Annotated in this window: 10 protein-coding genes; 8 read left to right on the top strand and 2 right to left on the bottom strand. The window is 57.4% G+C overall.

What is annotated here, in order from left to right; genetic code table 11:
- The first annotated feature begins 21 nt into the window (after positions 1-21).
- From ABJO75_RS25555 to ABJO75_RS25580, 6 genes are all read left to right on the top strand, one after another.
- On the top strand, positions 22-2,748 hold the full coding sequence (locus ABJO75_RS25555) for a hypothetical protein (RefSeq protein WP_348432639.1): 2,727 nt from the start codon (positions 22-24) through the stop codon (positions 2,746-2,748).
- A gap of 31 nt (positions 2,749-2,779) precedes the next feature.
- Positions 2,780-2,950 carry a hypothetical protein gene (locus tag ABJO75_RS25560; RefSeq protein ID WP_348125197.1) on the top strand — a complete coding sequence of 57 codons (171 nt, stop codon included), beginning with the start codon at positions 2,780-2,782 and terminating at the stop codon, positions 2,948-2,950.
- Positions 2,951-3,016: 66 nt separating this feature from the next.
- The gene (locus tag ABJO75_RS25565; protein ID WP_348125199.1) at positions 3,017-3,493 is read left to right on the top strand and encodes a hypothetical protein; all 477 of its coding nucleotides are present in this window, start codon (positions 3,017-3,019) and stop codon (positions 3,491-3,493) included.
- A gap of 90 nt (positions 3,494-3,583) precedes the next feature.
- Positions 3,584-5,191: a hypothetical protein gene (locus ABJO75_RS25570; RefSeq protein WP_348125201.1), complete on the top strand. Its 1,608-nt coding sequence runs from the start codon at positions 3,584-3,586 to the stop codon at positions 5,189-5,191.
- Positions 5,178-6,980 carry a cysteine peptidase family C39 domain-containing protein gene (locus ABJO75_RS25575; RefSeq protein WP_348125202.1) on the top strand — a complete coding sequence of 601 codons (1,803 nt, stop codon included), beginning with the start codon at positions 5,178-5,180 and terminating at the stop codon, positions 6,978-6,980. Before ABJO75_RS25570 ends, ABJO75_RS25575 begins: the two co-directional genes overlap by 14 nt.
- A gap of 3 nt (positions 6,981-6,983) precedes the next feature.
- Entirely contained in the window at positions 6,984-8,216 is a 1,233-nt protein-coding gene (locus tag ABJO75_RS25580) for a hypothetical protein (RefSeq protein WP_348125204.1), read from the top strand.
- A gap of 86 nt (positions 8,217-8,302) precedes the next feature.
- On the opposite strand, the gene ABJO75_RS25585 is transcribed toward ABJO75_RS25580, so the two are convergent.
- Positions 8,303-8,986, bottom strand: coding sequence for a TIGR02466 family protein (locus tag ABJO75_RS25585; protein WP_348125206.1), 684 nt, complete (start codon positions 8,984-8,986; stop codon positions 8,303-8,305).
- Positions 8,987-9,070: 84 nt separating this feature from the next.
- Positions 9,071-9,901, bottom strand: a complete 831-nt coding sequence (locus tag ABJO75_RS25590) for a hypothetical protein (RefSeq protein ID WP_348125208.1) — start codon at positions 9,899-9,901, stop codon at positions 9,071-9,073.
- Positions 9,902-10,197: 296 nt separating this feature from the next.
- On the opposite strand from ABJO75_RS25590, the gene ABJO75_RS25595 reads away from it, so the two are divergent.
- Together ABJO75_RS25595 and ABJO75_RS25600 are read left to right on the top strand one after the other, a co-directional pair.
- The gene (locus ABJO75_RS25595) at positions 10,198-11,292 is read left to right on the top strand and encodes a CaiB/BaiF CoA-transferase family protein (RefSeq protein WP_348125209.1); all 1,095 of its coding nucleotides are present in this window, start codon (positions 10,198-10,200) and stop codon (positions 11,290-11,292) included.
- A gap of 261 nt (positions 11,293-11,553) precedes the next feature.
- On the top strand, positions 11,554-12,525 hold the full coding sequence (locus ABJO75_RS25600) for a TAXI family TRAP transporter solute-binding subunit (protein ID WP_348125211.1): 972 nt from the start codon (positions 11,554-11,556) through the stop codon (positions 12,523-12,525).
- The last annotated feature ends 63 nt before the right edge of the window (positions 12,526-12,588 follow it).

Raw genomic sequence — 12,588 nt, forward strand, 5'->3', positions numbered from 1 at the left:
ATTGACTTTGGAGAACTAGCAATGAACCTTTTCGCAATTCTGCGTACCTCAACAGCCACCCTTGATGCCGAGGCCGAGGAAATCATCGAAATGACAGCTTTGGACGCTGCCGCCATTACTGGCGGTATGCCGATTCCTGATCCCGAGCAGTCCGAGAATTCCGGTAATGAGGGCGACGAAGCCGACGAATCCGACGAAGACGACGAGGGCGACGAAAACGACGAAGGCAACGAAAACGACGAAGGCGATGAAAACAACGAAGACGACGAGGGCAATGAAGCCGACGAGGGCGACGAAGGCGATGAGAACGACGAGTTCAATGAGAACAACGAAGACAACGAATCGGACGAGAACGACGAAGGTAACGAAGGCGACGAAGAAGACGAAGGTGATGAGAACGACGAAGGAAACGAAGACGACGAAGACAACGAAGGCAGTGAAGGCGATGAGGGCGGCGAAACAGTAGCCTCCGACGACGAAGGCGACGAAGGCAACGAAGGCACCGAAGGCGACGAAGAAACTGTCGCCAACGACGAGGACGACGAAGGCAACGAAGGCGACGAAAGCAACGAAGGCAACGAGGAAGACGAGGGCGACGAAAACAACGAAGGCAACGAAAACAACGAAGGCGACGAAAACGACGAGGGCGACGAAGACAACGAAGGCAATGAAAGCGCTTTCGATTTCGAAGACGAAGGTAACGAAGACGACGAGGGCAACGAAGGCAACGAAGGCGGAGAAGGCGACGAGGGCGACGAGAACAACGAAGGTTTTGAGGAAGACGAGAACAACGAGAACGACGAAGGCAACGAAGACGACGAAAACGACGAAAACAACGACGGCGACGAAGGCAACGAAAACAACGAAGGAGACGAGGGCAACGAAGGCGCCGAAGGCAACGAAGACGACGAAGACAATGAAAGCGACGAAGGTAACGAGAACGACGAAGGCGATGAAAACGACGAAGGGTTTGAAAACGACGAAGGCAACGAAAACAACGAAGGCAACGAAGGCATAGAAGGCGACGAAAACGACGAGAATAACGAAGGCAACGAAGGAAACGAAGCAGGTACATTCGTTGTCGACGATCTGATCGGCGACGGCTTTGAAGGTGACGAAGGCGACGAAAACAACGAGGGCAACGAAGACAACGAAGGCAACGAAGGCAACGAAGGCGGCGAAGGCGACGAAGGTAACGAAGACGACGAAGGCGACGAGAGCCTGTTTGATTTCGAAGATGAAGGCGACGAAGACGACGAAAGCGATGAAGGCAACGAAAACGACGAAAACAACGAAGGCGACGAAAACAACGAGAACGTCGAAAACGATGAAGGCAACGAAGGTGACGAAGGCGACGAGTTTAACGAGGTTCTCGTAGACCCAAATGTATTCGGCAATAACGAAGGCGACGAAGGCGACGAAAACAACGAGGGCAACGAAGGCAACGAACTCGACGAAGGCTTTGAAAACAACGAAGGCAATGAAAACAACGAAAGCAACGAGGGCGACGAAGGCCTGTTCTCGGGCAATGAAGGTGATGAAAGTGATGAAGGCAACGAAGGCAACGAAGGCGACGAAGACAACCAGGGTGATGAAGGCAACGAGGGTAACGAGCCCGTGATCATCGGCCAGAACGATGAAGGCAACGAAGGCGACGAAGGCAACGAAAACACCGGAACGCTGCAAGAAGGCAACGAGGGCGACGAAGGCGACGAAGGCAACGAGGGCGACGAATTCGACGAGAACAACGAAGACAACGAGAACAACGAAGGCGACGAGAACAACGAAGGCGACGAAGGCGACGAGGACGACGAAAACGACGAAGGCAACGAAGACGACGAAGGCGATGAAGGCGACGAAAGTGACGAAGGCGACGAAGGCGACGAAGCCAACGAAAACAACGAGGGCGACGAAGGGAACGAAGGCGACGAGGATGCCACGCCCAACGATGAAGGCGACGAAGGCAACGAGAACGTCATGGATGACGAGGGCAACGAAGACAACGAAGGCAACGAAGGCGACGAAGGCATCGCTGCCGGTCAGGATGAAGGCAACGAAGGCAACGAAGGCAACGAGCACGACGAAGGCAACGAAGGCGGCGTTGACGAAGGCAACGAGGGCAATGAAGGCGATGAAGGCGATGAAGGCGACGAGCCTGGCGCCGACGAAGGGAACGAGGGCAATGAAGGAAACGAAAACGACGAGGGCAACGAAGGTGGCCTCGACGAAGGCAATGAAGGCAACGAAGACGGCAGCCCCGACGACGAGGGCAACGAAGGAAACGAAGGAAACGAGGGCGACGAAGGTATCGCTGCCGGTCAGGACGAAGGCAACGAAGACAACGAAGGCGATGAAGGCGACGAGGGCGACGAGCCCGGCGCCGATGAAGGCAATGAAGGGAATGAAGGCAACGAAGGCGACGAAGGTATCGCTGCCGGTCAGGACGAAGGCAACGAAGGCAACGAAGGCAACGAACACGACGAAGGAAACGAAGGTGGCGTCGACGAAGGTAACGAAGGCGATGAGTTCACCCCGAATGACGAAGGTGACGAAGGCGACGAAGGTGTGCCAGCGGCAGCTGCCGGGTTCTCCTGCGGCGCGGACGGCGGTTCGGATGAAACCGACGCCTGTGGCACAGATGCCTGTGCCGTCGATGCGGGTGGCGCCTCCGGTGGCGGCGATGATGCCGATGACCTGTTTGGTGCCGACCTTGCAGGTGGTCTGGATGACCTCGACGCAGGGCTCTAAGAGAGCAGCTTAGCGAATAGGGCGCAGGGCGATGATCTTTGCAAACGACATCATCGCCCTGCGTCACCAGACGCAGATGCTCTTATGCCCATCGGACCTGTTCCCTGCGAGCAGTTCCGTCTTGGCCGGACCCGCCGACATGGCGACCCCGGCTCACGATGCAGGACCGGCACTGGCCCTGCATTTTAAGTTTCAGTTCTGACGTTCAGGTCACTGGAACTTCTGAATTTAATGCAACGCTACCCAGGCACAGACAAAGGCTACGGCAATGCAGTTCATCGATCAGGCATCAGGATACGCGGTAAAATCCATGTCGCTGAGCAAGGCGATCGCGGCGGGACGGGCGACTTTGCAAATGGACCCAGACGGCGGCAGGGTCGCGGCCTGTTTTCGTCCCGCTCTGGATGCCGCCAACGCCTTTGACCGCGAGATCAACGAGCGCGTGAAGTTCAATGCATTGACGACCCCCGAGAAGCTCGACCTGATGATTGCCGAGTTGCTTCCACGCTTTTTTTATGCGGAGAACGTCGCCAAGACCGGCCGCGACAGCTGGCATGTGGCGTTCCTTGTGGATGGGCGCATCCGACGCTCGCTGTTGATTGATGTCGATGGTGTGCGCGCTGTCGACGAGCCAGAGGCCCCGCCGGCTGTCGAAATTGAAACCGACATCATGACGCTGATGGCAATTCTGCGCTCGGTCATTGCGGATTATCACACCAAGAAACTCGACCCGGAGGCGTTGTGATGGCCCAGCGTGTGCCTGTCATATGTCCCTCGCAAGAAGTGACCGGCGATCTCGCGCTGATTCGATTCATTAGGATGAGGAGTTAAGGCCATGAAACTATTCTCTGTTTCAGTCGGGCTCCTGTTGGCCGCGCTCGGCGTTTTCTACGTTCCGGTCTCCTTCTCAGTTGACGGTTTTGGGCTGGTCGTGAACCCCGGAGGCGTGCGCACCATTCGCGCAACCGATCCGGGTGTCGTCGTGCATTATCCGTCACAGGATGGGCGTTTCCTGCCGGGACAGATTGTGACCGCTGTGGTTGACCGTACGGCTGTGGCGAACAATGCGTTGCTGGAAGGGACGATGCGGCGAGAGCTGGCCAAGATCGAAAGCGATCATCTGGAGCGGGTCTCAAAGCTCGAAGTCGATCTGGGCCGTGACCGTGCGAAATTGGTGGCGACGACCGAACGGCTGGCGGCCCGAACCAAGCTTCAGGAGAACACCGACGATGTTCTGACGGCCCTGAAATCCTTCAACCAGGACAACGTGACCGACATCGATCAGTTGAACGAAGCGCGTCTGGAACAAATCGCCCGTCTTGAAGATCTCGTAAAACGCTCGGGCGAAGTGTCGGCGCTGCCGGCACAGAAACTGGCGTCGATGATGGATGACATTCAGGGCGATCGTCTGGCGGTGATCACAAGTAAAGGCACCAAGTTTTCGTCGGACAAGATGGTTCTAGACATGGTCAAGACCCTGAACGATCTGAAATATGACAACTCGATCGACAGGGCCGAAGTTGAAATTCTGACTGAACGGCTCGACAATCTCAAAATGCAGATGCGCGAGCTGGAAGTGCTGCGCCAGACCACAAGATCCGAGGCCGAGGCCCGCTATCTCGCCAAGGCGGTCGTGCCACAAGTGGCGATTTCGGATGGCGTATCGCTGGACATGCGTACGCTCCAGGCCAGCCGCGCGGATGTGGATAAGAGCGATGCCTTGCGCCTGCTTGCCACGGGAAAACAGGTCTCTGGCCTGTTCATGCTGATATATGGCACGCCGGATACGGGTTCGATCCAGCTGCAATACGGTGATCAAGAGATTACCTTGCCGCTTCCCGCTGATCAGGACGCGATCAAAAATGTCTTGGTCGATTCCGGGATCGCCATCCGTGATGTCCGCCTTGATCGGCAGACCGCCGGGTCCGTTGATCTGATGTCTGTTTTTGCCGAATTCGCCGAACCATTGAAATCGCGTTTGACGGTGTCGTCGACAAAAGCCCGTACCGACAATGATTTGCCTGTGCTGGTTACGACAGTGGTCAACTTGCCAAAAGTTGGAGATCCAGCGAGCGATCGGGCCGAAGCGCATGAAATCGTTGGCTTCCTTGAAAACCGACATGCCGTTGTGTTGCGTCCTGGTCAAGCTGTGCGCGGTTCGATCAGCGATACGCGTACAGGGTCTGACATCCTGTTTGACGCCGTCCTGCTTGATCGGGACTTTTCGACCGTGGATACCAAAGAACTTGGCATCCGGCTTGGCAATGCCTCGCTGGCCTCGAAGATCATCAAACGTGGTGTTCTTTCACAGGTCGTTGTTGGGGTGAGCGACAGCTCTGCTCAGCAGATCGACCATCTCCCCGGCGCTGTCGTGCATCTCAGCTTCCCGCTGGCGCGGCAGTCCCTGTTCAGTTTCCTGTTGGCTCGAAATGCTGCAATCTAGCCTCTTTTGGATCGCCTCTGTCTGGACCCTTCTGACCAGACGCCGGGCCTTTGTCCTGCAAACCGGGCGTACCGATTGCGGGGTGGCCAGCGCGCTCACGCTCTTGAACCTGTTGCGTCGTTCAGCAGATGCGGTGCAGGCGGTCGAAGACATGGACCCCGACCGAACCGGCACAAGCCTTGAATCCCTGCGCCTTTATTTTCAGGACCGTCACGGCTTTGTCGCCAAGGCGCTCAAAGTGCCCGCCAAGAGCCTGCGCAAGGTTAAGGGCAGGGCAATCTTGCATATGCAACAACAGCATTACGTCGTTCTGTTGCGCACGGGAGCGAACGGAGTGCTGGTGTTTGATCCGGCGATGGGGCCGGTATTTTACCCGACTGCCGATTTCGAAAGTCTTTATTCCGGCAACCTGCTTGAGGTTCAGAAACCATCGGATGCCAGCACCTTGCCCGCGCGGCAACAGCGATCGACACCCGTGGGTGGCGCGAAACGGTGGAGCGTTGAACCTGCGGCGTTGTTCATCGTCGGTTTTGCAACCCGGTTGCTGGAATGTGCGATCCTGCTTTGCCTTGTCGCGGTGCTTTATCTCGTACTGAACCAGGCCAGTTTCCCGTCGCTGCTGATGGCCTTTGGTCTGATCGGGGTGTGCGGCGTGTTGCTGCTCGTGGCGCATCAGGTGAAATTCGAGGGTGAAGATGGCTGGATTCGCCGCAATCAGAACCGGTTGTGGCGCGGTGTCCTGCGCACGGCTGTGCGGGGCCGGGACCTTAGCGGCTTTCGAGGCCGCCCTGAACAAGAGGTTTCGAGCGCCTTGCGCCGCGGCCTCAGCGTCGCAATCCCGCAGCGTTCCCAAGTGCCCGCGGCCCTCGGCTCGTTTCTTGCCGTGCCGGCACTCCTCTGCTTTCTCAGCCCGTATCTCGCGTTGGCACATCTCCTTCTGTTCGGTCTCCTGCTCGTTGTCGTCCAACTTGATGGGGTCAAGGTTTGTCGGCGGTCCATTCGCAAGGGCATTGGGCGTTACAGCAAGCTTGGGCTGGGCGTTGATATCCTCAATTCCCTGTCTGCTCCGGATCTCTTTGGCGAGATTGCAAAATGGACAGTGATCGGAACCGCTGGATTGACAGTTCTTGTCGGTGCTTTGCCGCCGGTGGCGCTGATGTTCTGGATCCTTGCGGCGATGCAGATCGTACCACTTGATTTCCGCCGCGTGATGACAATCGCGCCGGGTCTTTCCGCCCGCAAGCCGGTGTCCGAACTGACCGCCAGCGAGGTTCCTCTGCGCCGGCAGCGGGTTGTGGGGCAGGTTGATCTCAAGGTGCAACATGCGGGCGGTCTGACCAGGATCGAAGGCATCACGCCCTTGACCCGCAGCCTGCAGCAGCCCGATCTGACCGTGCGCGAACAACGGTTGATCATGGCCGATATCGTCCGTCTTACGCTGGAAAATCTTCCTGCAGACGAGCGCCTCGATCATATCGGAGCGGTGCGCATCTTTGGTCCGGGCCAAGACGCGACACTTGCCGATTTCGAACACCTGATGATCGCCCGCGAAGCGCGCGCTGGCAGCACGCTTCCGGTGCCCCAAAATACCCGCGCAATTCTCGACAGGGGGCTTGAGGATACGTTGTTGCGGGATCTGCACAGCTGTGCGCCCGGTGATTTCCCGGTGTTCTGGGATTTCCGAGAACGACTTGCGCTCAAGGACCTGCAATCCCGGCTCAAGGCGTCTGGCATTGACCGCGCCGGGCATCTGACAATGCGGCGACTGACACTGGTAGAGGCGGCCTGAGACATGAGCATGACCTATCCGATCCTTGGTGATATCTGGCCCTACCGCGAGGCGACCGTTCCCCCCGAGCTGGCGCCATTGCCGATGGATGTGTTCTTTTCCGATCCCAAGGGCAGCAGCATCACGGCGGCGCAATGGTCGGTGACCGATGATCCGGACGAAGCGCCGCGCGCGGGCTATGCCCTTCGGTTGCTGCGGCAGGACGGGCAGGGAGAGCTGGCGCGCTGGCATTCCGCCACAGGTGAATGGCGGACGGTGCAGAGGTTTCCAGTTCCGGATCGGGAAAGCGGCTGTGCGATTATCGAATTGCGCGGTGTTGTTCTGGGCAACATCTCTGACGTTCCCGGCCTGACCAACCGGCTGAACGCGTTGCTGCAACGCGAACAGCGCGAGATGAAAGCCTATCGGCTGATCTCGAAAATCCTGTCGGTCATGTCGATCATCATATTGTTCTACGCGGTCCGACGGGGTGTGGAAATCCGCGCGATCGAACCGTTCTTATTGATCTTTGCGTTGGCAGCAGGGGTCGGGCTGATCGCTGTCGGGCTGCGGGCTCGCTGCAAGACGCTGAGCGAAGAAGGGCTGATACGCGTCCGTGAACAGTTTCAGTTCGAGTATCGCCCCGCCCAGCATGCGCCACTGACGGTCAACAATGTAACGACGATCCTGCGTGAAAACGATCGCAAGCGCGAGGAAGAGGCCGTCATATTCGGGTTTCTGCTCTTGCTGTGCTTTGTCTATTTCATCTCGCCGCTGGTCGTCATCGGAGTGATCGTCGCGTTGATCATCGTGACGCTGACCATTGGGGATCGCGGCATTCTGCGTGCACTTGGCGTGGCTTATGATCGCGCCGAAACCAGGCTTGAAAAGACGTTTCTGTCGTTTCGGGCCTCAAACGATCACCTTGCGCCGGTCGCGCTCAGAACCGCAAAAAAAGAGGTGCTGCGTGACAGACTGCGTCGCTATGGCGATATGCAGGGCAAAGTGCGCGAAACCCACGCGCGGTTTCGGCTGACACAGGATCTGGGCATGGGCATCGCATTCCTCATCATCTTTGCCTCCTACGCCTTTCCGATTGCGGCCGGCTTTCAGAAGATGTCGATCACGCTGTCGGACTCGCTGGTGTCGACATCGCTATTCTCGGTCGCGCCCGTGGTTGTCCTGCTCAGCATCGCCAAATCCACCGTGGCCCTGTCTCAGATCGCCAACCGACGCTTGATGGCATTGGCCAAATAGCGGCCCAACCGATTACGGGCGGCCTATCTAACACATGAAAACGGCCCCGGATTTCTCCGAGGCCGTTTTCTAAATCTTGAACCGGATTATTTCTTGCTGGGTTTCTTGAACTGGTTGACATTGAAGCTGATGATGATCCGTTCGGACTCGGGGCCATCGCCCTGCGCGAGGTTCGGGTCAACCGCGTGATACAGCCAGCTGGGGAAGAACAACATCTTGCCGGGTACGGGCTTGACCTTGACCTTGCTCCAGCATTCGGTTTTGCGGCGCTTTTTAGGGATGAACGTCGGGCTGTTCATGATCGTCACGGTGCGCGGGTCAACAAAATCAATCGCCCCGGCGCCTTCGGGCGCCTGCACGTAATAAACACCGCTCCACAGTGCGCCGGGGTGGATATGGGCACGGTTCGAGCTGAGCGGCGGATTGGTGATCGACCACATTGTCGAAACCTTGAGATCGCGGCCGGTATCATAGCCCAGGTTCTCGCTGATACCTGCCAACATGGAGTTGATGCGCTTGGTCAGGCGGCTGAACTTGGCGTCCTTGTGCAGGTTGTTGTGGCTGTGCCAACCACCGAGAGAGCGATAGTTGGAGCGTTCGATCCCTTTTGAGTCCTTGTCGCGTTCGGCGAGGATCGCGGTCAGGATTTCCTTGTTCATCGACTCTGCATCATGCAGCTTGGTGGAATAGACCAATGTCGGGAAATAGTCATCGCGGCGCAGTTCGTCCTCGCCGCCCTGGGCCTTAATCTGTGCAATTGTTCTGGTCATATCTGTCTCCTGGACTTTTTTCCTGGCGGGCAGCATCACCTGCGACCGCTTTAATGGTTGAATGAAATCAATAAATCTCCGAAGTCACTCGCATCCTCCGGGTGGAGGTGTTGGTGGTGATACTTCGACTGTCGTGTTCAGTATACTCTCGACCACGGCAATACGTGCTGGCGCGATCCGGGCAATGGCGGCGCTGTCGGCGGGCGGTATACGACCGGGATGGCGCAACAATGAATAGGCAAAAAGCGCGGTTTCCGCCAAGTCTTCGCGTTCGGGGCGGCTGGCGGCGTAGCGCGTCAGGAACCGGCCATCTTGTTCTTGTGCTGCGATCCATTCGGGAGACAACCGGTATTGATCATCAAGGGTCGCATGTACGCCTTCGTGGAGCAAAGATTCCTCAAGATGGTTTTCCGAGATCCGCCGGTCGGACATGTCAGAATAGACAAACACCTTACCAGTTCCCGCGTGAAACCCTTTGTCGCCCTTGTGTACGCCCAGCTGGCGAATGCCATGTCGAAACACCAACGGCACTCGACCCAGCCGGTGGGTGTATTTGTCGGCTTCTGCGCGAGCGGCCTCTGGTGTTTCAAACTCGGGGTTCAGGATGATATCAATCGGTGGCATGTCGCTGAAGTGGGCCGTGAACAGGAACACTTCGAGATCGAATTCATCGTCCTGCCGCTTGTCCCACATCTGACGCGTGGTGCGGCCTTCGTAGGACAGACAGACAAATGTCGATGGGTCGCTGTCCTGTATGATGTCAAACACTGTGTCGGCAGTCGCATCAAATGGAACATCATCCTGCGCCCATGTTGTCTGGGGTATCGCGCCCACGAACAGGGTCAATGCCAATACGCTGCAGGTGCAATGCGATGCAGTTGCCGGATTGTATTTTTGCGCGATGCGCCTGAACATATTCCTACACCTCGGCATCAGGTAGGAGCCCTACCAAAAACACTCAAATTCATATACTTGTCAAACTTCTTCAGCGGAATGCCGCATTAAATCATAATGGACAAGAAAGAGACTAGCGAAGCGGGCAGAATGGCGCAACGTAGTGTTTTCCTGACTTGTTGCAACTTATGCGCGCTGATGTTTGGGTGCTTCCGGCATGCTGGCAGATGTTCCATGAACCGGCGCAATTCGGTCGATGCGGATCGGCAGTTGATCTGTCAGGATCAAAGACGACGTTCCAAATGGAGTGGGGTAGGATGCTGAACGGAATTCGAGTTGTCGAAATCGAAGGACTTGGCCCCGGGCCATTCGCCGGGATGATGCTGGCAGATCTGGGGGCGGATGTCATCGTCGTGCACCGTGCCGCGGGCGAACCGGCGCCGGGAATGCCGGATGCGCCGATTCTGGATCGTGGAAAGCGTTCGATCACGCTTGACCTTAAATCACCGAAAGACCGCGAAACGGCTCTGCATCTTATCGCAACTGCGGATGCGTTGATCGAAGGATTTCGGCCCGGGGTGATGGAGCGTTTGGGTCTGGGACCTGCGGACTGTCACGCGGTCAATCCGGCGCTGGTGTTTGGTCGGATGACCGGTTGGGGGCAGGAGGGTCCGCTGTCAGATCGGGCCGGGCATGACATGAACTATATCGGGCTTGCGGGTGCCCTCTGGCACGCTTCGCCGGTCGGACAACCACCGATCGTGCCGCCGACTCTGGTCGGGGATATTGGCGGCGGCGCGCTTTATCTTGTGGTGGGACTATTGGCCGGCATTCTGAATGCTCGTGCGACCGGGCAGGGTACGGTTGTGGATGCGGCGATTTATGATGGTGCCGCGAACATGATGAACCTGTTGATGACCCTCGCGCAATCGGGCGGGTTTTCCTCGGAACGGGGTCAGAGCCTGCTAGATGGGCCGCATTGGAGCCGGACTTATGAAACCTCGGATGGCCGGTACATGAGCGTTCAGTGTCTGGAACCCAAATTCTATTCAATCTTTATCGAACTGCTTGGACTGGCGGATGATTCGGAATTTGCAAACCAGTTTGACCGAGAAAGGTGGCCTGCCTTGACTGCACGGCTGGAGGCGCTGTTTCTGGGTCGTTCGCAGGCAGAGTGGCAAAGCGTCTTTGATGGCACTGACGCCTGCGTTGCACCCGTGCTGACCCCGGAACAATCGCTGCAACATCCGATCAACGCCGCTCGCAAGACATGGCACGACAAGGGCGGTACACTCCAAGCTGCGCCCGCGCCGCGTTTTGCCGGGGCCGCGGACTGGTCCCCGCCGCCGGTACCCAAGCGCGATCAGCACAGAGACCAGATTCTTTCCGAACTTGCCGAACGCAGAAAATGAGAAGCGGTAGAATACCGGTCTCGTCAGCCGATTTCCCGAGCAGCAAGTGTTGCCGCTGTCTGCTCTACCACTCCGGTTTGTGCAGCAGACTTGACAACGAGAGCGACCGGTGGAACGGTCCGAGACTTGGGGAGGGGTGATTGGGTGCCGTATAAACAACTGATAGTTTGAGAAAATCGGTCAGGCCTATTGTCGCCTGAATATGGAACCATCTCCGCCTTTACCTTCGTCTGAGCAAGAATATGACACGGGAGAAACTGGATGAGATATCAAACAAAGCTGTCGCTGGGCGCGTTGGTCACAGCGGCATTCATGGCACCAGCGGCCATGGCAGAAGAATTCATCACCATCGGCACGGGCGGCGTGACCGGTGTATACTATCCGACAGGTGGCGCGATCTGCCGTCTGGTGAACAAAGGCCGCAAAGAGCATGGCATTCGCTGCTCGGTCGAATCGACCGGTGGTTCGGTCTACAACATCAAGACAATCCGCGCAGGCGAGCTTGAATTTGGTGTGGCGCAGTCCGACTGGCAGTATCATGCCTTTAACGGGACGTCCGAAAACTTCGAAGCCGACGGCCCAATGGAAGAGCTGCGCGCGGTGTTCTCGGTACACCCGGAACCCTTTACCGTGGTGGCCCGCGCCGATGCCGGCATCTCGAGCTTTGAGGATCTCAAAGGTAAGCGGGTGAACATCGGCAACCCCGGTTCGGGCGCGCGCGGAACAACCGAAGTCGTGCTGGACGCAATGGGCTGGTCGATTGACGACCTGGCACTGGCGACAGAGCTGAAGGCCGCCGAACAGGCCGCAGCCCTGTGCGACAACCAGATCGATGCGATGATCTATACCGTTGGCCACCCGTCGGGCTCGATTCAGGAAGCCTCGACCGCCTGTGACAGCGTTCTGGTGAACGTCACCGGTGAAGCCATCGACAAGCTGATCGCCGACAACAGCTACTACCGGACGGCAACCATTCCCGGCGGCATGTATCGTGGCACCGACGAAGATGTCACCACCTTCGGTGTTGGTGCGACTTTCGTAACCTCTGCGAACGTCTCGGATGATGCGGTTTACGCGGTGGTTTCTTCGGTCTTTGACAATTTTGATGACTTCAAGAAACTGCACCCGGCGTTTGCAAACCTGACGCCTGAAGAAATGGCCACTGCTGGCCTCTCGGCTCCGCTGCATCCCGGTGCGGCCAAGTACTACAAGGAAAAAGGCTGGATCGAATAAACCAGCTATGACCGGGGGCAGCATGCTGCCCCCGGTTTTCTTGTAACTGAATGATAACAAATC

The organism is Sedimentitalea sp. (assembly GCF_039973035.1).
Classification (GTDB): domain Bacteria; phylum Pseudomonadota; class Alphaproteobacteria; order Rhodobacterales; family Rhodobacteraceae; genus Sedimentitalea.